Source organism: Shouchella shacheensis (assembly GCF_001484965.1).
GTDB lineage: Bacteria > Bacillota > Bacilli > Bacillales > Bacillaceae_D > Shouchella > Shouchella shacheensis.
Genome location: NZ_LLYY01000010.1, coordinates 123,003 through 146,340, shown reverse-complemented (window position 1 = coordinate 146,340; position 23,338 = coordinate 123,003). Strand labels below are relative to the sequence as shown.

At 44.5% G+C, this 23,338-nt stretch carries 25 protein-coding genes, 1 pseudogene and 1 riboswitch; of the genes and pseudogenes, 19 read left to right on the top strand and 7 right to left on the bottom strand.

Annotated features, from left to right (window positions below):
• Window positions 1–138: 138 nt before the first annotated feature.
• From AVZ68_RS12395 to lgt, 3 genes are all read left to right on the top strand, one after another.
• A complete protein-coding gene (locus tag AVZ68_RS12395; RefSeq protein ID WP_059104874.1) occupies window positions 139–735 on the top strand; it encodes a class I SAM-dependent methyltransferase in 597 nt (198 codons plus the stop codon).
• A gap of 59 nt (window positions 736–794) precedes the next feature.
• Window positions 795–887: a DUF2933 domain-containing protein gene (locus tag AVZ68_RS21070; protein WP_082676560.1), complete on the top strand. Its 93-nt coding sequence runs from the start codon at window positions 795–797 to the stop codon at window positions 885–887.
• 181 nt (window positions 888–1,068) lie between these two features.
• Window positions 1,069–1,905 (top strand): prolipoprotein diacylglyceryl transferase, encoded by an 837-nt coding sequence (lgt, locus tag AVZ68_RS12390; protein ID WP_059104873.1) that lies wholly within the window; start codon window positions 1,069–1,071, stop codon window positions 1,903–1,905.
• 87 nt (window positions 1,906–1,992) lie between these two features.
• Here the strand turns inward: lgt and AVZ68_RS12385 are convergent, their stop codons facing one another.
• Both AVZ68_RS12385 and AVZ68_RS12380 read right to left on the bottom strand, forming a co-directional pair.
• On the bottom strand, window positions 1,993–2,415 hold the full coding sequence (locus tag AVZ68_RS12385) for a hypothetical protein (RefSeq protein ID WP_059104872.1): 423 nt from the start codon (window positions 2,413–2,415) through the stop codon (window positions 1,993–1,995).
• A 38-nt stretch (window positions 2,416–2,453) separates the two neighbouring features.
• A complete protein-coding gene (locus AVZ68_RS12380; protein WP_059104871.1) occupies window positions 2,454–3,065 on the bottom strand; it encodes a hypothetical protein in 612 nt (203 codons plus the stop codon).
• Window positions 3,066–3,408: 343 nt separating this feature from the next.
• Between AVZ68_RS12380 and AVZ68_RS12375 the strand changes: the two genes are divergently transcribed.
• The 5 genes from AVZ68_RS12375 (at window position 3,409) to AVZ68_RS12355 (ending at window position 8,600) form a co-directional block, all read left to right on the top strand.
• Complete coding sequence (locus AVZ68_RS12375) at window positions 3,409–3,825, top strand: cupredoxin domain-containing protein (protein ID WP_059104870.1); 417 nt, start codon at window positions 3,409–3,411, stop codon at window positions 3,823–3,825.
• Between the two features lie 296 nt (window positions 3,826–4,121).
• Window positions 4,122–4,865: a metal ABC transporter ATP-binding protein gene (locus AVZ68_RS12370; RefSeq protein WP_059104869.1), complete on the top strand. Its 744-nt coding sequence runs from the start codon at window positions 4,122–4,124 to the stop codon at window positions 4,863–4,865.
• The gene (locus tag AVZ68_RS12365; protein WP_059104895.1) at window positions 4,865–5,737 is read left to right on the top strand and encodes a metal ABC transporter permease; all 873 of its coding nucleotides are present in this window, start codon (window positions 4,865–4,867) and stop codon (window positions 5,735–5,737) included. The genes AVZ68_RS12370 and AVZ68_RS12365 overlap by 1 nt, the downstream gene beginning before the upstream one ends.
• A gap of 13 nt (window positions 5,738–5,750) precedes the next feature.
• The gene (locus tag AVZ68_RS12360; RefSeq protein ID WP_059104868.1) at window positions 5,751–6,692 is read left to right on the top strand and encodes a metal ABC transporter substrate-binding protein; all 942 of its coding nucleotides are present in this window, start codon (window positions 5,751–5,753) and stop codon (window positions 6,690–6,692) included.
• Window positions 6,693–7,331: 639 nt separating this feature from the next.
• A complete protein-coding gene (locus AVZ68_RS12355) occupies window positions 7,332–8,600 on the top strand; it encodes a cytochrome b family protein (protein ID WP_059104867.1) in 1,269 nt (422 codons plus the stop codon).
• Between the two features lie 271 nt (window positions 8,601–8,871).
• Here the strand turns inward: AVZ68_RS12355 and AVZ68_RS12350 are convergent, their stop codons facing one another.
• Window positions 8,872–9,894, bottom strand: a complete 1,023-nt coding sequence (locus AVZ68_RS12350) for a metal ABC transporter solute-binding protein, Zn/Mn family (protein ID WP_059104866.1) — start codon at window positions 9,892–9,894, stop codon at window positions 8,872–8,874.
• A gap of 442 nt (window positions 9,895–10,336) precedes the next feature.
• Here AVZ68_RS12350 and AVZ68_RS12345 point away from each other — a divergent pair, with 442 nt between their 5' ends.
• From AVZ68_RS12345 to AVZ68_RS12330, 5 genes are all read left to right on the top strand, one after another.
• Window positions 10,337–10,585, top strand: coding sequence for an SHOCT domain-containing protein (locus AVZ68_RS12345; RefSeq protein ID WP_059104865.1), 249 nt, complete (start codon window positions 10,337–10,339; stop codon window positions 10,583–10,585).
• 69 nt (window positions 10,586–10,654) lie between these two features.
• On the top strand, window positions 10,655–10,819 hold the full coding sequence (locus tag AVZ68_RS20275; protein ID WP_245628131.1) for a hypothetical protein: 165 nt from the start codon (window positions 10,655–10,657) through the stop codon (window positions 10,817–10,819).
• A gap of 442 nt (window positions 10,820–11,261) precedes the next feature.
• A complete protein-coding gene (locus tag AVZ68_RS12340; protein WP_245628130.1) occupies window positions 11,262–11,687 on the top strand; it encodes a rhodanese-like domain-containing protein in 426 nt (141 codons plus the stop codon).
• Between the two features lie 304 nt (window positions 11,688–11,991).
• Window positions 11,992–13,116 (top strand): D-alanyl-D-alanine carboxypeptidase family protein, encoded by a 1,125-nt coding sequence (locus tag AVZ68_RS12335; RefSeq protein ID WP_245628129.1) that lies wholly within the window; start codon window positions 11,992–11,994, stop codon window positions 13,114–13,116.
• Window positions 13,117–13,359: 243 nt separating this feature from the next.
• Window positions 13,360–13,683: a four-helix bundle copper-binding protein gene (locus AVZ68_RS12330; RefSeq protein ID WP_059104863.1), complete on the top strand. Its 324-nt coding sequence runs from the start codon at window positions 13,360–13,362 to the stop codon at window positions 13,681–13,683.
• Window positions 13,684–13,834: 151 nt separating this feature from the next.
• Here AVZ68_RS12330 and AVZ68_RS12325 read toward each other — a convergent pair whose 3' ends face one another.
• On the bottom strand, window positions 13,835–15,067 hold the full coding sequence (locus tag AVZ68_RS12325) for an aminopeptidase (RefSeq protein WP_059104862.1): 1,233 nt from the start codon (window positions 15,065–15,067) through the stop codon (window positions 13,835–13,837).
• 113 nt (window positions 15,068–15,180) lie between these two features.
• Window positions 15,181–15,224: riboswitch (PreQ1 riboswitch) on the top strand.
• 85 nt (window positions 15,225–15,309) lie between these two features.
• Between AVZ68_RS12325 and queC the strand changes: the two genes are divergently transcribed.
• Genes queC through queF form a run of 4 tightly spaced genes read left to right on the top strand, consistent with a single transcriptional unit; the run spans window position 15,310 to window position 17,625 of the window.
• Window positions 15,310–15,978: a 7-cyano-7-deazaguanine synthase QueC gene (gene queC, locus AVZ68_RS12320; RefSeq protein ID WP_059104861.1), complete on the top strand. Its 669-nt coding sequence runs from the start codon at window positions 15,310–15,312 to the stop codon at window positions 15,976–15,978.
• Window positions 15,975–16,400, top strand: coding sequence for a 6-carboxytetrahydropterin synthase QueD (queD, locus tag AVZ68_RS12315; protein WP_059104860.1), 426 nt, complete (start codon window positions 15,975–15,977; stop codon window positions 16,398–16,400). The genes queC and queD overlap by 4 nt, the downstream gene beginning before the upstream one ends.
• Window positions 16,397–17,107 carry a 7-carboxy-7-deazaguanine synthase QueE gene (gene queE, locus AVZ68_RS12310; RefSeq protein WP_059104859.1) on the top strand — a complete coding sequence of 237 codons (711 nt, stop codon included), beginning with the start codon at window positions 16,397–16,399 and terminating at the stop codon, window positions 17,105–17,107. The genes queD and queE overlap by 4 nt, the downstream gene beginning before the upstream one ends.
• 17 nt (window positions 17,108–17,124) lie before the next feature.
• The gene (queF, locus tag AVZ68_RS12305) at window positions 17,125–17,625 is read left to right on the top strand and encodes a preQ(1) synthase (protein WP_059104858.1); all 501 of its coding nucleotides are present in this window, start codon (window positions 17,125–17,127) and stop codon (window positions 17,623–17,625) included.
• Between the two features lie 38 nt (window positions 17,626–17,663).
• On the opposite strand, the gene AVZ68_RS12300 is transcribed toward queF, so the two are convergent.
• The 3 genes from AVZ68_RS12300 to AVZ68_RS12290 all read right to left on the bottom strand — a co-directional run bounded on the left by AVZ68_RS12300 (window position 17,664) and on the right by AVZ68_RS12290 (window position 20,390).
• Window positions 17,664–17,909, bottom strand: a complete 246-nt coding sequence (locus AVZ68_RS12300) for a hypothetical protein (RefSeq protein ID WP_059104857.1) — start codon at window positions 17,907–17,909, stop codon at window positions 17,664–17,666.
• A gap of 166 nt (window positions 17,910–18,075) precedes the next feature.
• Window positions 18,076–18,846, bottom strand: coding sequence for a class I SAM-dependent methyltransferase (locus AVZ68_RS12295; protein ID WP_059104856.1), 771 nt, complete (start codon window positions 18,844–18,846; stop codon window positions 18,076–18,078).
• A gap of 170 nt (window positions 18,847–19,016) precedes the next feature.
• Window positions 19,017–20,390: an alanine/glycine:cation symporter family protein gene (locus tag AVZ68_RS12290; RefSeq protein ID WP_059104855.1), complete on the bottom strand. Its 1,374-nt coding sequence runs from the start codon at window positions 20,388–20,390 to the stop codon at window positions 19,017–19,019.
• A gap of 201 nt (window positions 20,391–20,591) precedes the next feature.
• On the opposite strand from AVZ68_RS12290, the gene AVZ68_RS12285 reads away from it, so the two are divergent.
• Together AVZ68_RS12285 and AVZ68_RS12280 are read left to right on the top strand one after the other, a co-directional pair.
• Complete coding sequence (locus AVZ68_RS12285) at window positions 20,592–22,772, top strand: type IA DNA topoisomerase (protein ID WP_059104854.1); 2,181 nt, start codon at window positions 20,592–20,594, stop codon at window positions 22,770–22,772.
• Window positions 22,769–23,219, top strand: a pseudogene (locus AVZ68_RS12280) (SACOL1771 family peroxiredoxin). Before AVZ68_RS12285 ends, AVZ68_RS12280 begins: the two are co-directional and overlap by 4 nt.
• Window positions 23,220–23,338: the final 119 nt, after the last annotated feature.

Here is a 23,338-nt window from a genome sequence, read left to right as displayed (position 1 = left end):
CTAGTCATGAAAGGAGGAGATACGTGAATTTCTAAAACACCACCGTTCGACTTAAGATACACGATAGCTATTATCATGATTGCTTTCAAAATGCTCAGCAAGTATGGACAATTCTCCTGAAGGGGAGGGAAGAGATGAATGGGCAAGTGGTTCGCTCGACTTTACGATGTAGCGATGTCACCGCTTGAGCAGTTTAAATTTAAAAAAATCAGGAAGCGTCTATTACGTAAGTCAGAGGGAAGGGTTTTAGAAATTGGATCAGGAACAGGGACAAATTTTCAATTGTATCGGGGGGGCCTACAGGTAGATGCGATAGAACCGGACCCTTTCATGAAAGAGATCTCTATAAAGCAAAAGGAAAAAAGTAAAGTGCCGATTCGGACCTATTTAGAAAAGGCTGAATCTCTCCCTTTTGCTAACGATACATTTGATTCCATAATTGGAACCCTTGTTTTTTGTACGATTGAAGATCCTGGTAAAGCATTAAAAGAAGTAAAACGGGTTTGTAAACCGGGTGGAAGAGTGCTTCTCTTTGAACATGTACGTTTCGATAATCCAGTTTTAGGACGACTGCAAGACATGTGTACACCGATTTGGTCAAAAGTATGTGGGGGATGTCGTTTAAATCGAAATACACGCGAACGGCTAAAAAATGCTGGATTTGCAATTGATAATACGGAAGAATATTTTAAAGGTCTTTTTCTTGTTATCGAATGTGTAAATTCAAAAGAGTAAGCGTTTGTTTGAAGTCAATGAAGGCACTAAAGTAATTGCCTATAGGGAGGGGGGGGAAGATGGAGTGGCTATCCCTTTTGATCTTAGCCGCGTGTCCCTTGATGATGATATTTTGCATGAAGGGGATGTCTGGTAAAAACAGTCATCATTAGGTCGTAACAAATAAGCAAGCATGAAGTTTTGTAAAGAAAGGGCATTCTTGAGTTAAAACGGGATGTCTTTTTCTTGTATATAAAAGCCATTGCCTTTAGCACAAAAACTTCAGTACTACATACATTATTCAAATTTATCTCCTATACTGATAAGAAGCTTTAGAGAGAAAGGAGTGGGAACTTGGAACCTCTGAATCGGGTTGCATTCGAAATAGGGCCGTTCGCTGTCAATTGGTACGGAATTATTATTATGATAGGCGTTTTATTGGGTGTATGGGTAGCAAACAGGGAAACAATACGACACGGTTTTCCCCCTGGCTTTTTTTCTGATTTGCTTCTATACGCACTGCCGATTTCAATCGTTTCAGCAAGGTTGTATTACGTTGTTTTTCGCTGGGAGTATTTCAGTCAAAACCCACAACAAATCCTTGCTATCTGGGAAGGGGGCATTGCTATTCATGGAGCATTAATAGGGGCCTTCCTAACCGCATACGTTTACACGAAAAAGAAACAGGTTTCGTTTTGGAAAGTGGCTGATATTGCCGCTCCGAGCCTCATTCTTGGCCAAGCAATAGGCCGATGGGGGAATTTTATAAATCAGGAGGCGCACGGAGGGCCTGTTACAAAAACGTTTCTTGAAAGTTTAAGATTGCCTGATTTTATCATTAATCAAATGTACATTGACGGTGTGTATTACCATCCGACATTTCTCTATGAATCTGTGTGGAATTTCTGTGGATTCATTCTCTTTATGTTAATGAGAAAGTTGAACCCGACAAGAGGATACCTTATCGTCTCATATGCAATTTGGTATTCGGTTGGCCGTTTCTTTATAGAAGGAATGCGGACTGATAGTTTAATGGTGACCGAATCCCTAAGAGCTGCACAACTCATGTCCATTTTCTTGGTTGGACTTGGGGTTTGCTTACTCGTCTACTTGAGAAGGAAATACCCCGATGTTCAATACTGGAGTCAGGATCAAAAACGAAAGCCAAAGAGGAAGAAAAAGAAGAAGTAATAAACGATCATTTGTTAGTTAGTCATGTATAAACAAACCCCACTAGCATCCACATGTCAAGATGTGTTTGACTAGTAAGGTTTATTGTTATGTCTTCGCTAGCTGTTTGCGCTTCCTGACTCGATATGAAAAATAAACGGCGATGCTAATGGAAAGGAAAAGAACTATTCCACCAATCATCCAGCGGTGAGGGTCTGATTTGAAAACGACTTCTTCTCCAACAGTCCATTCCGTGCGATGACCAATGCCATCGTCGGCAACGAAAAAGTGAGCTTCCGTTTCATCGAAGTAAAAGTAACCGTCAGAATCAAGGCTGCCATGATCAATCTCATTTCCTGTTGCATCATAAACCGTAATCAATGTGCGGGTTGAAAAGCTACCATCTTCATACACCGCGCGAATGGTTCCGGGTTCTAGTGGTTCGATCACCAATCGATGAGCATAAGCAGGGGAAGCATCAAAGGTAAACAAAAAGATGAAAAACAAACTAATAAGGATTTCTTTTTTCATGATCACAACTCCTAACGAAGATGTCTTATTTTTGATCACTAATGGCTATGTCCATGTTCTTCATACACCGTTGGGTTTTGCGGAGAAATTTCTTCCCCTACTTCATCGCTAATGGTCATCTCAAATTCCTCTGGATGATGCTCTGTAAAAATGGCATAGTCCCCTGCTTCTTTAATGGTGAACGTAAATTGCGTTATGTCTTCGTTTAACGATAGGTTGTAAACAAACTCATGGTTCGCTTGAAATTCGTTGTTTTCTTTTACTTCTTCAGCACTAGAATCAATAAGATGAGCAGCATGATGTTCGAGGTCCATGATATTCTGATTTTCCAAAATAAAAGCGATTCGCATGCTTTCATCACCGAACTCGTTTTGATTAAAGACAAGGGAGTAGATGCCCTGTTCGAACGAATAACTGCCTGACCATTCATATGGCAATTCTTCATGATGCTCGATGCCTTCTTCCTCAGCGTCGGCTATTTCATTTTCTACGGCTGGCTCATCTTTGGATTCAACATCCGTGTCAACGTCAATGACTTCGGTTTCTAACGCTTCTTCATTTGAAGACGTCCCTGTTTCTTTCTCGGTTGTACATGCCACTAATCCGAAACTAATCAAGCACCCTAAAGCAATAGTTCCTCCCTTTTTCATTGTATCTCCTCCAATATGATTGTATTTTAAGCAAAGGCTATGAGCCTCATGAGCGATCATGAACAGTAATAGCTATGAGACAGAAAAGCTGATTATCATTGCTTTCTAAAAAGGACTTGCCTCAACGTAACTTTCTTTTTTTCTCCATAGTTTCATCAAAGTTAGGGTCTATACTAGTAGTGATTCAAGAATGGAGATGCCCCCTGTTAACAAGCTTCTTCTCAAGGTCATAAATTTGCCACTAATCTGTACAATTTTCGCAACAGATTTACTAGTATCCAAATGATACAATATAAGCAAGGAATAAATTATTACATATTTGATAAAAAAAGGAGAGATCAAATTGAAAAAGAGCTTCTGGTTAACACTTGTCTTATTGTCGTTGTCGGTTATAATCGTTGCTTGTGGATCGGATGGTACATCCTCTGAACCTGAAGAAGAAGGTACGGAACAAACGGAGAACGCCAGTGATGCTACTAATGAAGGCGAAGTCGTGGAACTTGTTGTTCACGCTGAAAATTATGCATTTGATCAAGCGGAGTATGAAGTGCCTTTAGGTGCCACTGTCGAGGTAACGTTTGAGAACATGGAAGGTTACCATGAGGCGTTAATTGAAGGATACGACGTTACGCTGACTGAAGACGAAACCGTTGCCTTTGTTGCGGACGAAGCTGGAGAATTTGAACTTCTTTGTAGTGTTGTATGTGGTCCGATAGATGACCACGAAAATATGAAAAGTACACTGGTTGTAACAGAATAAACGCAAAAGGATCAAAACCTTTCTTTAGTAAGGGAGAACCATTGTGACGTCTCTTCTTACTAAAGGAAGGTGTTTTTTTAGAAGAGCCAAATACTTTTTCCTTCTTCATAATTTCTTTATATTTACAATGTATACTGTTATTGAGTGAGCATAAGGGTAGAATCATGCTGAAATAAGGTTCTGTGGGAAACGAGGGGAAGTAGTGATCAGCTCTCTTTTTTTGCTTAAAAAGTTGCCTTTGTGCAATAAAGTATTGAACATGCCACTTTCTTTCCCACGATGAAAGGAGTAAAAAGATGAACGCTATTGGAGTAAGGGATTTGAATGCCTCTTATCATGGAGTAGAAGTATTGAAGGATATTACATTTACCGTTGGTTCTGGTCGTATTGTTGGGATCATTGGACCAAATGGTGCAGGGAAATCGAGTTTAATAAAATCCATGCTAGGTCTTTTACGGATTGATAAAGGAAGCATTCAATATTTTGATAAACCGATACAAGAAATAAGAAAAACGATTGCCTACGTGCCACAACGGAACGAGATTGATTGGGATTTTCCGATTACCGTTCTTGATACTGTGCTCATTGGCACATACCCTAAGGTAAAACTTTTCAAGCGACCAAAGAAAAAGGAGAAGCAATTGGCATATCAGTGTCTCGGGAAGGTCGGAATGGCTGAGTTCAGTCAACGTCAAATTGGCGAATTATCTGGGGGACAGCAACAACGAGTCTTTTTGGCGAGAGCTTTAGCTCAACAACCAGAGATGCTTTTTTTAGATGAACCTTTTATAGGGATTGACGTGGCAAGTGAAAAAAAGATCATGACTCTTTTACATGAGTTTCGAAAGGATGGGAAGACGATTGTCGTTATTCATCACGACCTCAGCAAAGCCGCTGTTTATTTTGACGACCTTCTTTTACTGAATAAAAAACTGATCAAATACGGAAAAGCTCATGACGTGCTGCAACCGGTAACCCTCAGAGAAGCGTACTACGATCAGTTTTCTTTTCTGGAGGATATCGGGGTGACGTTGACATGATGAATGTCGTTTCTTTTGTTGAATCGATTATGGCCTATGAATTCCTGCAACGAGCGCTTCTTACGTCGACGATGGTAGGAATTCTATGCGGAGTAATCGGATGCTTTATTATCCTAAGGGGCATGTCGTTGATGGGGGATGCCATTTCTCATGCTGTTCTTCCTGGGGTAGCCATCTCTTATATTTTAGGGATTAACATTTTCTTTGGAGCGATTTTCACGGGACTCCTAACAGCGATCGGTATTGGCTACATTAGCCAGAACAGCCGGGTAAAACATGACACATCTATTGGAATTATGTTTACAGCAGCATTTGCATTGGGGATTATTATTATCACGTTCGTTCAGAGTAGTGCCGACCTCTATCATATTTTGTTTGGCAACGTACTAGCTGTCCCAACGTCCGACATGTTGATGACATTCATTGTTACACTAATCGTTCTAATGACAATTTATCTCTTTTACAAGGAACTCCTAGTGACGACATTTGACCCGACTATCGCGGCAGCCTTTGGACTACCAATCAAGCTGATTCACTATTTGCTTATGATTCTACTAACGATGGCGACAGTGGCATCTTTACAAACAGTAGGCATTGTTCTTGTCGTCGCGATGTTAATCACACCAGCCGCGACTGCTTATTTATTAACAAATAAACTATCGCTGATGATTTTGCTTTCAACAGGGTTTGGTGTGTTTGCGTCCGTCGTTGGTCTGTATTACAGCTTCACCTATAATTTATCATCTGGATCAACCATTGTCATGGTTGCAACCACGATGTTTTTTATCGCTTTCATTTTCTCACCGAAGCAAGGACTTTTATGGAGAGCAATGAGAACGAGAAAATATCGCGCACAGCTTGCCAAAAATTAGGGAGGTATATTTAATGAAAAAGAAACTTCTATCCTATGGAATCGGATTTCTGATATTGCTAGTTCTTGCTGCTTGTGGTCAGACTACTACATCTCAACAAGAAGGTGAGTCCGACAGGTTAAAAATTGTGACTACCTATTCAATTCTTTATGACATTGTGAAGAACGTGAGCGGGGAGGAGGCGGACATTTATAGTCTTGTTCCAATTGGAGCCGACCCTCACGAATATGACCCTTTACCGGAAGATGTAAAACAAACAACAGATGCAGATCTTGTATTTTATAACGGGTTAAACCTTGAAGAAGGTGGGTCTTGGTTCAGCCGGCTTGTTGAAACCACAGGAAAGTCTGCTGAAGAAGTTTTCTTGGTAAGTGAAGGTGTGGAACCTATTTATCTCGAATCGCAGGGGCTTGACGGGGAACCTGACCCGCACGCTTGGATGGATGTAAAAAATGGCATAACGTATACGGAAAATATTCGCGATGCCTTGGTAGAAGTAAATCCTGAAAATGAAGATGTTTATGTAAAAAATGCCGAAGACTATATCCAGCAGCTAGAGGAGTTACACAATGACATACAGAAAAAGATGAGCGACATTCCCGAAGAGAAGCGGTTTTTAATTACGAGCGAAGGAGCGTTCAAGTATTTTGGGGCAGCGTATCAGGTTGAAACCGGCTATATTTGGGAGATTAATTCGGAAAACGAAGGCTCTCCCCAGCAAATTCGTGATGTCATCGATTTAATTAGGGAAAGGGACGTCTCTGCACTCTTTCTAGAAACAAGTATTGACGCAAGGAGTATGGAAATGGTCTCAAACGAAACCAACGTCCCGATTGCCGGAGAAGTTTATACGGATTCCCTTGGAAACGAAGGCACGCCTGGAGATACGTACATGAAGATGATGGAGTCCAACGCCAACACGATTTTCAATGGACTTGTCAATGATGGCCGTTAGAATGAATTCATCTACTCGAAAATAAAGAATGAGCCATAAGTTTTAGCGAAAAAAAAAACAGTGTGTTTGAAGATTCATGCACACTGTTTTTGCTCTAAAAATAGAGAACAAATGCCCGGGTATTTCGTATGGTTTATGAAACTTCATACTTTTAACAAAGAATCACCATAATATTAACAAACTTTTTTTTATTCTAAGGACAAAGCATCAAAGGATATGGTTGAACGCCCCTTCTGGGCTGGAGCTGCTATTGAACCACCAGTGCATTTAAGCCAAATTGAAAGGCGTATCATTTCAATCACCTCCAATTACATCTGGAAATCGTTGCGCAAACGAAGAGAGGAACCCTTTGTTGAAAAGGAGGTTCCTCGTTCAATCTGAAAAGCGCTATGTAGCGCTTTTTTCATAACATAGAATAGATGTGGCGAGAGGCTTTAGTTAAAGTAAACAAAGCCTCCAAAGTGAAACAAGTAAAAGTTGTTGAATTTCAACAAAAGCTCTAAACTCCAAAACTCCCATAGATTACGAATAAAGTTACAAAAATAATAAAATATGTAACATTTATTATTTTTTACGGGTCGCACACAATTGGAATCAATAATAACGAAACTCACGCTACTATCAAAGGGAGATGAAAATATGTTGCAAGAAATAAAAAGCAAAAAGGTCATTTGTCTGCGCCATCTGTGCATAGCGGTTTTTTCCGCCCTTTTAGTCTATTTGTTTTACCTATCGTATTCGGCCTGGGGGGTTGAACCTGCCCTGTGGCCTGACTGGGGGGCTGACCATCCCTACTGGCGAGCGTGGGCACATGCCGCGTTTGTTCTTCTGTTCCTCGCTCTTATTTTATCACCAGCTGCTAGGCTCTGGCACCCCATTAAACGGTTTATTTCCTGGAGGCGGGAGCTTGGAATATGGTTCGCGGTACTTTCGTTCGGACACGCTTATGCGATTTGGGATCGCTGGGCGCGATGGGATGTGGCTACGCTATTCGGGTTTGGATATATGGAAGAGCTGGGCGGTTATGTTCTCTTTAGGCCGGAGGTTGGCATCATGAATATGATGGGGCTTGTAATGGCCCCTATGATCATCTTACTCGCCGTGACTTCCTTTAACAGAGCGGTGAAGTTTCTAGGTGCATCTTCGTGGAAATGGCTCCACAGCACATTAGTTCATGTCATTTTCTATATTGCTATGCTTCGCGGCATGTTATACCTATTCTATTTTTTTCAAGCCACACCCCCTGACTGGAGATTTTATCCTCCGATCTGGTTCTTGTATATCTTTTTTGGGATGGGGGTTTTTGCTGTCTTGCTTCAGGCGGCTGCTTTCGCTAAAACTGTTCTTCAACGGAGAAGTCATAGACAAAAGAATAGCCTGTTTCAGGTAGCCGCTGTGATTGGCGTAGCCGTCATGTTTGTCATGCCTATGGCGCTTATGCTGGGAGTGGTAGCTTATTTTGACAGCCGGGTCATAAAAGAACCGCCCACGTTTGCCGAACAAACACAGCCTCCACAGGATTATGCGCAAAGCTTTGAGATGGTGATTCAAGCTGGAGACCAGGATACCTACTTTTGGGCAAGGGAGTTGGACAGCGCACCGTACTTTCGCCAAACGACTGAAATCGCAGGGGAGCTAGTCTCTCACCAGATTTATCGATACAGCGATCGGACTTTGTATACTGCAGAACAAGACGCTGACTTAGAGCTTGTTTGGTCTAAGATTGAAAATGTCGAACCAGAAGATATTGAGGTTTTGGAGGTGGCCATGGAACTGGGAGTGTGGGCGGCGCAATATGGAACAGGAGAGCACCAAATCCAACTTCCAGAGGGAGAGTTACAAGCCACTATGCATAGCGTGGAAGAATCTATTGCTGATGAGGTTTTTGAAATTCCCGAGGACGCTTAGCCGATGTTGATAGCACCCTAATTTACAGTATAATAAGATATTCTACACAATTATGGTTGGACAGTAACAGTCCCAAGCATATTCATGATGAGGTTTAAACAACGTTGGATACAGAAAAGCTTATTTAGCTGGCTAGTTGTTGCCCTTTACATCTGAAATGACGACATAGTCATTAAATCTCTCTTGTTTAACTACATGGAAATTCTGAAAGGGTCTCCCAAAATCTGTTTGGGAGACCCTTTTGTCATGCATTTAAGTTATGTTCCTTTAATTACTCATTCAACCCCTGTTTCAAGGATTCAATATTTCCTCTCATCAAACTAAGATAGTTAGCACCGGTTTCAATATCTTCATCTGTTCGCACTTCAAGGTTGTGTAAATAAAGAACTTCTGCACCGATCTCGTTTGCAATCATTTCCGCAACTTGAGGCGTGAAGTTTTGTTCAACATAGAGGTGATCCATATACAATGACTCTCCTAGTTCGATCACCTCTTGGACTTGACGTTGAGAAGGTTCATTCGTAGGCGATAGACCTGAGATAGCAATTTGTTCTAAGCCATAGCGATCTTCCCAATAACCGTAACCAGCGTGTGAGACGATAAATTGGTCACGATCCGCTGTTGAGACCATCTCTTCAAATTCATTATGCAATGTCTCAAGGGCATCCTTCAAATCTGTATAGTTGCTTGTGAATTCATTTTCGTACTCTGGATAGAGCTCAAGTAAGAGCTCATAAATATTCTCTGCGTATTGAAGGGCAAAAACAGGGTCTAGCCATGCATGAGGGTCAGCATCCTCATGGGCATGCTCCTCTTCAACATGCTCTTGGTCCGTCGCTTCCTCGCCGTGTTCATCTTCATGTTCGTCAGCAGTTTCATCCCCATGCTCATCTTCATTTCCTTGTCTTAATGATATTCCAGTGGTTGCTTCGAGTGTTAAGATCCCCTCTCCCTGCAAAGAGTTCAGGACAGACTCGACAAAGCCTTCAAAGCCAGCGCCGTTATAAACAAACGCGTCAGCCTCCGCAATTTCAATCATTTGTTGTGCGGTTGGCTCAAACGAATGTGCATCCCCACCAGAAGGAACAAGATTGGTTACTTCAACGTTTTCTCCACCAATGGTCTGAATAAAATCTTCTAAAACAAACGTGGTTGTGATAATCGAAGCTGTTGCCTCTGATTCTGTCTCGGCTGGTTGAGATTGTTGTGGTACATCATCACTCCCTCCAGAATTGCATGCCCCTAGCACAAAAAGTGATAACAGCAGAGTGAAAATAAAATTTTTACTGAACATCTTTCTTCTTCACCTCTCACAAATCGAAATAGTTACGTTTTATATTGTAATAGGTAAATGTGTAGAAAGTATGTAGGGGTGAAAGATAGTAGGAATTGTGAGAGGAACTTTTTTATTGTATAGGTTCTGGTAGACAAGGGGAGGTCTTTTTGGACATCTGTGGAAGGTATGGTTAACTAATTTTGAACCATCACATTTTCTTCAACTTTTTGGTCTAAACTGAAAGAACGAGCGATGGTGGCAATGGCTTTTACCTCAATACCCTCTTTTGATAAGGTTGAGACCAAGTTCATTGGAAGACATTTATCTAGTAAAACTTATTGAAGAGCCTGAGAACTAGGACAGTCGCGAAGAAAAGCCAAGCAGGAACTAACAGAAAATGTGATGTCCAATTAACTGGCACAAGATGTAATAAATTTAAAGACTGGAGTGGGTGAACAAAATGATGGGCGACGGGATGATGAACACTGGGATGGTCCTATATATGATATTTACCATTTTCATTGTAGGGTTACTCATTTACGGTGTAATTACGTTCGTGATGAAGTTCTTTGATAGGCGCGAAAGAAAGTCTGCAGATGCAGCGGGAGGAGACAGCGCAATTCAAATGTTGAAAGAACGGTTTGCAAGGGGGGAGATAAGCGAGGATGAATTTGAACGCAAGTATAAAATCATAAAAGAAGAAAACTAATTTTGATTCATCACAATTTCTTCAAATTTTTATTAAAACTAGAGTGATACAGAGGAGGAGACGGAGGAGATGAAAGTGCCAAAAAAGACGAAAGTGCTTATTTTCTCATTCGCATTTGCTACGGTCTTAGTAATCGGTACTGTAGGTTTTCCAGGTACTTCTGGTGCAAACATCATGAACGTAAACAAAATGATGGAGGCGATGAACATGGACTCTCCTGAAGCCCAAGAATGATCGATGCTTGCACTAGCTTTATGTCATCATAGGAGAACTAAACAATGTTTAAAAGGAAGGGTATTGCTCCTTCCTCTTAAAAAATTAGCCGGAGGTAGCAACTAGTCTGACTTCATATGTGAGTTTTCCTATAAAGTGGGGTAAAACCTTCTGGCTTGCATTCTACCGAAGCAAACAACCAACCAATAATATCTTGCGGGACATAAGGACAGGGGGGATGGCAATTAAAAAATGGTGGTTAGGGCTGCTAATTGTATTATTTATTTTGATCAATATCGTAATAACTAGGCAATCTAACAACTATGAAAAAAAGGAGAATGATATTAACCCTTTTGACAGTGAAATATCAACCCATTGAAGGGATGTCTTAGTGTCTTCCTGTTCGTACAAGCTGCTATTTATAGAGTCCAATAACAAACTGTTTTTACCAGTAGATTAGAAAGTGGGTGAAGGAATGGGCGGTAAATATTTAATGCCAATCATTTTTATCGTGACATTAGCCTTAGCGGTTCTTGTCATCATTAATCCATTTACATCTGAAACGGCTGTTGATGATGGTGCGGATTGGGAAGAAATTAATCAAGAAGAGGTAAAGAAAGAAATTGGTGATGAAACGGTTGAATTTGTGGACTTGCGTGAAAAAGAGCTTTATGAGGAAGGGCATATTTCTGGTGCAATTCATATTCCTTACGAAGACTTTCAACAGCGTTATCAAGAACTGAGCGATGAAAAGCGCATCATCCTAATTTGTCATACAGGGCGGATGGGTGTTGAAAGCGCGGACTTTTTGGTCAGTCAAGGATTTGATGATGTTGCCAATTTCGGCGGTGGCATGGCCGTATGGGAGGGCCCACTGGAAACAAGCTAAAAGACCAGCAATTGTTCCACGCTGGTCTTTTTTTATCGTTGTTCTATTTCCAGTAGATCACCAGAAAATATGTAGAAACAACCTATTTTTCTACATATTTCGTCATATTTTGTGTTAAATCATGCAACTTCATGTTTTCTCCACACTTGCCTCGTATACTCTATAACATCATGTTTAAACCATAAGTAAGAGTCCGAATCGGGCAAAGTATTGACTCACTTCTTCAAGGGAGAGGCTACATAATTTATAGCTGAAGATATGAACGATTTCGATATTGCAATGATCTAGGAAGGGGCCTCGTATTTTGAAACATAAGATCTCTATTATGCTATTACTATTTCTGATGATTTTCTCAAGTCACTCATCATCTCTTGCCAGTTCAGAGGATCAACCTAATTTGATGAGCGAGGCAGCTATTTTAATTGATGCCAATTCGGGAAAAGTCATCTTTGGCAAGAATGCCAAGAGGCAGATGTACCCTGCAAGTATCACAAAAATGGTAACTGGGATTCTCGCCATTGAGGAAGGGGATTTAACTGATATTGTTCGAGTGAGTAAAGAAGCGACCAAAGTGGATGGAACAAGGGTCTATCTGTTAGAGGAGGAAGAAGTGAAATTGAAGCGATTAGTGCAAGGGCTTCTTGTCAATTCTGGCAACGACGCCGGAACAGCGATTGCTGAGCATTTGGCTGATAGTGAATCTGCTTTCGCAACGAAAATGAATAACTTTGTAAAAGAGGAGGTTGGGGTGACAGACTCTAACTTTACAAACCCTCACGGCCTATACGATGAAAATCATTATACAACAGCGTATGATATGGCCAAAATTGCACAGTATGCAATAGAGAACGAATCCTTTAAAAAGATTGTCGGAACAAAGGAATTGGAATGGAATGGCGAGGGCTGGGAAACCACTCTCTATAACCATCATCGTCTTCTGTGGGATTACGAGGGAGTGACTGGTATTAAGAACGGATACGTGTTGCAATCGGGTTTTACCCTAGCTACCTCTGCAGAGCGGGAGGGTGTTGAATTAATCGCTGTCACGTTAAACGCTCCTTCCTCTCAAGATGCCTATAGAGATACAACCAAGTTACTAGACTACGGGTTTGGAAACTTTTCAACTGAAGAATTTTCAGCCGGTCAAACGTTTGAAGATAATGAGGGGAATCAATACCAGCTGGAATCGCAAACATACGTCACAGTTCCGAAAAATAGCACTACTACAACAAACATCTTTGATGATGCCCTGGTGATACGAAACGAGGATGGCACAGTTATTTTTGAAGAAGAGCTCAGCCCGGTAAATGACTTCGAAAAACCTCTCAAAGAACGTGTTGAGGACTTCGTTGCCTTAGATGACAAAGTAGAACCGTGGCCTCCGAATTTGGGGATTCGTAACTGGATTAATCAGGAAGTGAACAAATGAATTTCAGGGGAGTGTGATACTTTCCATGGTTTATCGGAAGAAAAATATTTCCCATTTGGTTTGCCCGGCTGGTCTATAAGTGGTTCACGAAGGACTCATAGGTTGACGAGCACCCAGACACAGAAACGCACTTCTAGGTAGACCTTCCCTCAATCTTCATAATTAATGGGTAAATCATATAAAGACGCGGAAGGTTACCAAATGCCGTAGTCTATTGAACAATAGAAAGGAGAATGAAGGGTTATGACTTATCAGGAGTGTATTCAAGCATGCCTAGAATGCATGGAGCAATGCAAGCGGTGTTTCGATGAATGTTTGAAGGAACAGGATGTTAAAATGATGGCTGAATGTATTCGGTTAGACCGAGAATGTGCCGATGTTTGTGCTTTTGCTGCTAAGGCAATGCAGACGAACAGCCAGTTTGCAAAGCAAATCTGTGGATTGTGCGCGGACATTTGCCAGGCTTGTGGCGATGAGTGTGCCAAGCATGACGCACAGCATTGTCAAGACTGTGCCGAGGCCTGCCATCGTTGCGCAAAAGTATGCCGTGAAATGGCGGCTGCATAACTTTAGTAATGAGAACCTTGAAAGGCGATTGATCTTTTTTGCCTTCAAGGTTCTTTTCATGCTTAATTCCGAGCGGACTAGATGAAAATAACCTATTTGCAAGTGAAGTTTACGAATTAAAGGGTCCGTCCTTTTTAACCTTTAACGTTGATTAAATCGCCCAGCCGCCCTCTCGAAAGACCGGCTCCCGCGTGCCGTCCTTATGAACGCCATCAATGTTCATATCCGCTGCACCCATCATAAAGTCGACGTGGGTAATGCTCTGGTTGATTCCTTTTTTCTGAAGTTCTTCCTTGCTCATGTCCTTGCCACCTTCAATATTAAAGGCATAAGCACTGCCGAGGGCAAGGTGATTGGACGCATTTTCATCAAAGAGCGTGTTAAAGAAAATAATGTTCGTATCGGAAATCGGGGACTTGTGCGGCACAAGAGCGACTTCTCCAATATAACGTGCCCCTTCGTCGCTCTCCAGCAGTCGTTTAAGTGTCTCCTCGCCTTCTTTGGCGGAGAAGTCGACCACTTTTCCGTCTTCAAAGGTGAGCGTAAAGTCCGTGATTAGCGTCCCGCCGTAATTCAGTGGCTTCGTACTTGAAACGTTTCCGTTGACGCCTGTTTTCTTCGCTGCCGTGAAGACTTCTTCCGTTGGCATGTTCGCGACAAAATTCACCCCTGCTTTGCTGACGGAACCTCCAGAAGCCCATGTGTGCGTCCTAGGGAGCTCGATCGTTAAATCAGTCCCTTCCGCTGTGTAGTGAAGCGCATGGAAGTGCTTTTCGTTGAGCGTGTTCATTTTTTCATCAAGCAACCCAAGATGGTTTTGCCACGCTTCCACAGGATCCACTTCATTCATCCGCGTCGCCGCAAAAATCGCTTCCCATAGTTGGCTAACAGCTTCTTCTCCTTTAGCTTCCGGAAATACTTTTTCCGCCCAGCCTACAGAAGGAACGGCCACAATCGACCAGCTCACTTGATCGGACTGAATGTAGCTGCGGAAGACGTTCATTGCGTTGCCGGCGGTCTTATTTGCCGTCGCTACTCGCTCCGGATCGACATCTTTTAATAGATCGGGATCGCCGCCGGTAATGCTTAAGAACGCCGCGTTGTTCTCTGCTTCTTCTTCAAGTGCCTTGGCCTGCCAGTTAGGGTACTCTGAGAACGCTTCCTCCGGGGCATGTTGGAATTTTAGCTTCGTCAGCTCTTCATCATTCCACTCTACGCGCACATGTTTAGCACCAGCCGCGTAAGCTTTCTTTGCCACGAGGCGCATAAACGGGGCCGCATAAAGCGGGGTGCGAACAAAAAGCGTCTGACCTTCTTGAATATTAACACCAATTTTTACAGCCATCTCCGCATAGCTTTCAAGCTTTTCTTGAAACGTAGACATGAATAAACACTTCCTTCATATGTAGTGAACGCGTATCGTTAGTTTACCAAGTTATGCTCCACCTGCAAACAAACTTGCTTTAAAAGTATGCTACAATAAAGGTGAAATCATAAGTAGAAGAGGTTCGCAAACTCCCTCTCAAAAAAACTACGGTGAAACTGCGCGTAGTTGGCAGTTTATTTGTATGGTTAGAGCTCAATTGGAGTTTAACGAATGCTCGTTCTCAAAAGGAGAAAAGAGCCATGAGCAAGAAAGAAAAAGCCGTTGTTGTTTTCAGCGGCGGCCAGGATAGCACGACTTGCCTGTTCTGGGCGTTACAGCAATTTGAAGAGGTGCTCACCGTGACGTTTGACTATGGTCAGCGTCACAGTGCGGAAATTGAGTGTGCCAAAGAAATCGCCGATGATTTGGGCGTTTCGTTTAAAGTACTGGATATGCGCTTAATCAATCAGCTTTCGCCAAACGCCTTAACGAGGTCTGACATTGAGGTCAAGGACGGTGAAGCTGGCGAACTGCCGAGTACATTCGTTGCCGGCAGGAATCATTTATTCTTATCGTTTGCTTCTGTCTATGCTAGAGAAATGGGGGCGCGCCACCTGGTGACAGGAGTATGTGAAACAGATTTTAGCGGCTACCCAGACTGTCGCGACGTATTTGTGAAGTCGCTCAACGTAACGCTTAATTTAGCCATGGATGAGCAGTTCGTCATTCATACCCCTTTAATGTGGTTAAACAAAAAAGAGACGTGGAAACTTGCCGGCGAGCTAGAAGCCTTTGGATATGTGCGTTCACGGACGCTCACATGTTATCACGGCATACGCGGCGATGGCTGCCGAGAATGCCCGTCGTGCAAGCTGCGTCTAGAGGGCATGCGCCAGTATCTGGCTGAACGAGAGGGGATACGTGTATGATGCAGCAATTTTACCCTCAAGTCATGCACGCCTACCGATTTGAACTAAACAAAGATATGCAGTTTGCCGCTGCACATTATATTGATGATGAACGCGCCGGTGCTTGCAGGCGCGTTCACGGACACACCTATTTTGTCAATCTTACCATTGCTGGTGATGAACTTGACGATCTTGGGTTCTTGATCAACTTTAAACGACTAAAAGACACGATTCACAAACGCTTTGATCATCGTCTCCTTAATGACGATGAACGTTTCCGGGAGGCGGAGCCGACAACCGAGGTCGTTGCCGAAACCATTCATGCGCTCGTGACGGAAGAGCTTGCGACACAGCCAAATGCTCCTGTTTGCTTGCAAGTCATCGTGCGTGAGACACCAACGAGCTATGTGACCTACCGGCCGCAGAAGGATGGGAGACGATGAAGAAGATCCCGGTGATGGAGATTTTCGGGCCGACGATTCAAGGCGAGGGGATGGTCATTGGCAGGAAAACGATGTTCGTGCGCACAGGTGGCTGCGATTATCGCTGTTCCTGGTGCGATTCGGCGTTTACTTGGGATGGAAGCGGCAAAAGCGAGCTGCTGCATGCGGAGCAAATCGTTGAGCGACTCGAAGTCTGTGGAGGGGAACGCTTTGACCATGTGACGATCTCAGGCGGCAACCCCGCACTTCATAAGGGGATCGCGGAACTGGTGGCCTTACTAGAACAGAGGAAAGTCAAAACCGCTGTGGAAACACAGGGAAGCATCTGGCAGGACTGGCTGCTTGATATCACCGATGTGACGATCAGTCCGAAGCCGCCGAGTTCTAAGATGGACACCGACTTTGCTAAGCTCGACGACTTTGTAGGAAAGCTTGACGAAAGGCAAATGAGTCTTAAAGTCGTGGTGTTTGACGAAGAAGACTTCGCTTACGCCTGCGATGTGCATCTTCGCTATCCGAATGTCCCGTTTTATTTGCAGGTGGGAAATGCCGATACCCATACGTCGGATCAGGAGACGCTGCTTCAGCGATCGCTTCATCGCTATGAATGGTTGATTGAAAAAGCGATGGATGAACCAATTATGAATGACGCCCGCGTACTGCCTCAGCTTCACACCTTCTTGTGGGGCAACAAGCGCGGGGTCTAGATCTAGGAGGGAACAATATGAATACAGGACGTAAGGACGAACAATTAGAAGGTGTGACGCTTCTGGGCAATCAAGGCACTGACTATACGTTTTCCTACAACCCAGAGGTACTTGAGAGCTTTGACAACCAGCACCCGAATCGAGACTACTTTGTGAAATTCAACTGCCCTGAATTCACAACCCTTTGCCCGAAAACCGGACAGCCTGATTTCGCCACGATTTACATCAGCTATATCCCGGATGTAAAAATGGTCGAAAGCAAGTCGCTGAAGCTGTATTTGTTTAGCTTCCGTAACCATGGCGACTTTCACGAGGATTCGGTTAACATTATTATGAACGACCTAATTAAACTAATGAATCCGCGGTATATCGAGGTCTGGGGCAAGTTCACCCCACGTGGAGGAATTTCGATTGATCCTTATTGCAACTACGGACGGGAAGGGACGAAGTACGAGGAGATGGCAGATTACCGGATGATGAACCATGACTTGTATCCGGAGACGATTACGAATCGATAGAGAAAGGGCAGAAACGTTAGTGAAGGGACCCCCCTTCACTAATCGTTTTGCAGAAAGTCCGAAAGCGGCAAATATTCTTCATCCTGTTTATTGTCGTCTGTGGAGGCGTTGGTGTGGGCGATCTCGATCGTAACGTGGTAGTTGCTGCTTTGATTTTCAATCATCTTCGCAATGTCCTTCAGCAATCGTGACGCTTCGTAGCCAAGTTGCGTTCCTTCAAAAGCAAGAGATAACCCTTTGTTTGGCGGCGTTTTTTCGCTCACCACATTGTGCGTTTCTTCCACCTTTTAACCCCCCTTCACGTTTCTACATTGATTCCTATGGAAAAAGAGCTTGTTGCATAACATCAAACTTAGAATGCGTAAAAGCCACGGGGGGATGGTCTCTATTTCCCTGGCAAGCGCAGTTGGCGGTTCTGCCTTCTATTGTTGTAAGCCCCGAACGGTTTTTTCACACACGCTTCCTAGCTTCTAAAAGGATCGATTGTCCTCGAAAGTTTTGTACTTGGCCTGATATGGTTTCGATTGAAAACTGGGAAATGACTTCTGGCTTTTGCCTGAGCATATAGTCATTCAGTTCCTTTTTTTCGTTAGCGCCCAGATGCATTCGTTCCGTCCAATTACTAAACTGGAACGTCTTGCTGAAAGTAAGAAGGCTTGCAAGGTTCAGTCCAGCCTTTTCTACCATTTGAATCCATTCTGACTTTTTCCATGCTCTCACATGGCTCTGGTCTCTTTGCTTTTCCACCTCGTTGTAAAACCGGTCCATTTCCCCGTCTTCTGGGGCTACGTTATCAAGAATGAAAAGGCGTCCTCTATCGTTCAGAACCCTAGCCGCTTCGTTAACAAACGCCAAGGGGCGCTCAAAATGGTGGGCAGCTATTCGGGTGATGACGACATCAAAGGAAGCATCTTCAAAAGGGAGAGCTTCAGCTGGGCCCTCCAGGAATGTAGCGTTGGTGATGCCTTCGTCTTTCACAAATGTCTCGGCCACGCTAAGCATTTCGGGGGTAATGTCAATCGCTGTGACGCTTGCCACATGAGGGGCGATCGTTTTGACGACATGTCCTGCGCCAGTGGCAACATCAAGGAGCCGTTCAGTGCCTGTTGGTTGCAGGACGGTTTTTAAGGCGAGCAGGTCTTCGCCTTTTGCGTGTAGCGGACTCGTAACATAGGCCTGGGCTGACTTTCCAAACGCCTGTTGTACATCTTTTTTTGCCATATTATCGCTCCTTTCAAGATGAGGGCTTCGTTTGTTAGTATTATACCTTATGAGAACGAGGGTGAATAATCGCGATTTTGAATGGAAGGAGATAAAAGGTGGTTATCGCTTTTTTACCAAGTTGCGTTTGATGAAAAAGACGCCCTTGATCATTTCAAGGGCGTTCGTTCTCACCAGATCTTGCCTTCCTTCTTTTCAAGCATTCGTTTTTCGTTAAAGCGCTTCGTCTCTTTGACGACAACACCGGACAGGAGAAGAACTCCGATTAAGTTTGGAATCGCCATAAGTCCGTTGAAGATGTCTCCAAAGTTCCAGACGATGTCAAGCGTAAGAATAGAACCGAAAAATGCGGCGAATACAAAAATGATGCGGTAGAGAACCGTCATTGAATCGCCGAAGAGGTAGGTGAAGCATTTCTCTCCGAAGTAAGCCCACCCGAGAACGGTTGAAAAAATAAAGAAAAGCAACGTGGTCGCGACGATGATGTCCCCGTGCAAATAATCGGGAAGCAGCAAACCAAAAGACTGGGCAGTTAAGCCAGCGCCTTCCGCTCCGCTTGTGTACAGATCGGCAATAACAAGCGCAAGCCCCGTGATCGTGCAGACGACGATCGTATCGATGAAGACCTGCGTCATGGAGATGACAGCTTGCCGGGCAGGAATGTCCGTCTTGGCAGCCGCTGCTGCGATCCCTCCTGTCCCGAGACCAGCTTCGTTTGAGAATAATCCTCTGGCCACGCCCATCTGGATAACGGCGCCGACTGCACCACCGGCGACGGCTTGTCCTGTAAAGGCATCCGTAAAAATTAGCGCAAATGCAGATGGGACTTCCGCAACATTGAAGATAATAATGAATAGACCAGCAAATATGTAGAAGATAATCATAACAGGCACGATAACCCCGCTCACTTTCCCAATGCTTTTAATGCCCCCAAGAATAACAAGGCCAATAAGAACGGCTAGCACTAGACCCGTAACCCATGTTGGAACGTTGAAGACATCTTGAGCCACGCCTGCGGCTGTATTTGTCTGTACCATATTGCCGATACCGAATATGGCTGCAAAGACAGCAAATAAAGCAAAGAGAACGCCGAGCCATTTTTGCCCCAATCCTTTTTCCAGATAGTACATCGGCCCGCCTGACATTTCGCCTTTGGCATTCTCCTCACGGTAGATCACACCAAGAATGGCCTCTGAATATTTCGTTGCCATTCCAACAAGAGCGGTAATCCACATCCAAAAAACTGCGCCCGGTCCCCCGACGGCAACCGCCGTGGCGACACCAGCAACATTTCCCGTCCCGACAGTGGCCGCCAAGGAAGTCATTAGTGCCTGAAAATGTGAAATATCTCCTTTTGAGTTTTTATCCGGATTTTTGGAAAACGCGATTCGTAAGGCATAAGGCAATTGACGAAACGAAAAGAACATCAGCCTTACGGTCAGGAAAACCCCACTTCCCACAAGCAAAATAATAAGAGGCAGTCCCCAGACGAAACCGCTCGCCGCTCCAGAAAAGCTGTCCAACCACTCTATAAATTCTTCCATGAAACATCCCCCTTTTTACGTGCTACTACATAATTAGACAAAGGCTGCTAAATTCCTTTGTTGACGTCGAAATAATTTGGAAGAACATCTTACAAGAGTATTCTCATGTCTAAGGCGAGGAAGCTGAAACTTTTTTAGCACGTTTGTTCGCTCTTATGCTATACTACTAGGTACAAAGATGATTGAGGAGAGGTGATTACTATGGAAGCCATCGTAGCGGAAAAAGCGAGTCAGGCGAAGGCCATCGCTGCGCCTTTCCCTCATAAAGTACAGCGCGATCAAATTGACATTGCTCCGTGTTCGACATTTCCAAGCGGAGCGGTCATCGTTTGGTGTGCCGGTCATTTGGTGGCTTTAAAGGAACCGAATGAACTGGATTCGACATATAAGCGCTGGAGTTTAAACACGCTCCCAATTCTGCCTGATACGTTTCGTCATAAGCTGGTCCCAGGCAAGACGAAGCGGTTCCAAGCGGTCAAAAGCGTGCTAAAGCGAAAAGACGTCACATCCATTATTGCCGCAGGGGATCCCGGACGTGAGGGAGAGCTGATTGTCCAACTTGTTGTCCAAATGTGTGGCGTGCGAAAGCCGATGAAAAGGCTGTGGGCGCAAAGTTTGACCAAAGAAGCGATCAAAGAGGCGTTTGCACGACTTTTGCCAATCGAGAAGACGCGGCCGCTTTACGAGGAGGCACTCGCCAGAAGCTACGCAGATTGGCTCGTCGGCATGAACACAAGCCGGGCGTATACGCTTCTCCTCCAGCAAAAACACGGGGGCCGGGAAGTGTTTGCGACGGGACGCGTCCAAACGCCCACGCTTGCCCTCATTGTTAAACGTGAGATAGTGATTGAAGAATTTCAAGTGGAGACGTTCTATCAAGCGGTCGCAACGTTTGACATCGAGGGACGTACTTATGAAGGCGTGTATACAACCGAGGAGGGGACGCGTCTATCAAAGGAAGCGGCCGAGCAAGTAGCGAAGACGGTAAAAGCAAAAGAGGCAGAGGTGACACTTGTCAAAGAAGAGGACAGGCGTCAGCTCCCACCGTTTTTCTACACGCTCTCGTCACTGCAGGCTATGGCCAATAAGCGCTTTAAGTACGGAGCCAAGAAAACGTTGGAGCTGCTTCAAAAGCTGTACGAGAAAAAGTACATCACTTATCCTCGGACCGATTCCCCGTTTGTCACAAAGGCAGAAGCGGCACAGTTCCCTGACATCTTAGCGAAGCTCGCAAGTCTTGAGGCTTATCAAGCGCATGTGCCAACAGAGCCGCCAACACTCGTCGGGAACAAACGCTATGTCAATCCAGGGAAAGTTAGTGATCACCACGCGATTTTGCCGACGAAAAAAGTTCCTTCCAGGCAAGGGCTTAGGGGCGATGAAGCCAATATCTATGATCTTGTGGCAAAGTCGCTGATTGCCGCCCACTTGGAACCGGCGATTTTGATCCACAAGCTTGTACAAACGGTATCGGAGGGGCACCGCTTCGATAGCAAAAGCAAACAATTAAAGTCAGCGGGCTGGCGCAAGGTTATCTACGGGGAAGAAAAGAAGGTGGAAGCTTCTATCCCTGACCTTTCCAAAGGCATGCGCGGGACAGTCGCAGATGTCACGATTAAAGAAGGAAGCACAGAGCCCCCAAAGCGCTATACAGAGGGGGAGTTGATCACGGCGATGAAAAACGCTGGCAGAGGCGAGGAAGACAGTGAGATTGCCGATGTGTTAAAAGCCGTCTCTGGCATCGGGGAAGAGAGCACGCGGGCCTCGATCATTGAACGGTTGAAAGCCTTGCGCTATATTGAATTGGAGAAGCACCGCGTCGCACCGACCGCCAAAGCGCGTGTTTTGATTGGCGCTCTCGGGGACTCAGTGTTAGCGTCGCCGGAGCTGACAGCGAGATGGGAAATGCGCTTAAAGGAAATTGGCCAAGGGTCTGCTTCAGGAGCAGTGTTTTTGCAACAATCCAAGAAGCTGGCCGCCAAGCTTGTGGTAGACGCAACAGAAGCTTCGGCCTCGTGGAAAGCCGACGCATCCTATGTACCTAGCAGTACCACAACAGGGGGTGGCAAGAGCGCTCCCCAAAAAGCAAAACGGCCCGTAGGCATCTGTCCGCTCTGCGGAGGAGAAGTGGTTCATAAAGGGAAGCTCTACGGCTGTTCGTCCTATAAGGAAAACGGTTGCTCGTTTACCCTACCGGCGATGATCTTAAAGAAAAAGTTGACCGAAGCCAATGCGAAAAAACTGCTAGCAAGCGGAAAAACGAATACGATCCGCGGGTTTAAAGGAAAATCAACGTTTAATGCACGCCTCGTTTGGAAAGACGAGACGAAGAAGCAGCTGGCGTTTGAATTCGAAAACAAAAGGGAGGGAAGAAGGAAATGAGCACGCATCTCTTTCATTTAGATGCTCAGTGGTTTGGCGGGAGAAACAGCGAGGGGTGGATAGAGGCAGGCGGGCTCCAAGAGAAAATTTCCATCCCGGCTTCGGTGGGGGGGTCCTGGAGTTGGAACAAACCCGGATGAAATGCTGCTCGGTGCCTCGGCTACGTGTTTTCTTATCACCTATGCAGCGATGCTGGAGCGAGCGGAGATTCCGGTGGAATCGCTGACGCTAGAGTCAGAGGCCGAAGTGGACGTCAGCAATAATGTGTTTACATTTCAAGCGATCTCCCACTATCCAAGCGTGCTTTTAGCGCCAGACAGCGAAACAGCCCTTGTAAGCAAGGCAGAAAAACTAGCGGTAAAAGCAGAGCAGTCGTGCATGATTTCAAAAGCCTTAGCGGGAAATGTCATGATTCATACAGAGGCGAACGTGCGGATGAAGGAATAGGGAGGAGGCGCCCCAGCGATCGTGCTGGGGCGTTCTTAGCGTACACATGCAAATGTGTTTAGGGTCAAAGCTTTCCCCATTGTTTCACGGGTAAGCACATTTATAGAACATCCGTTTTC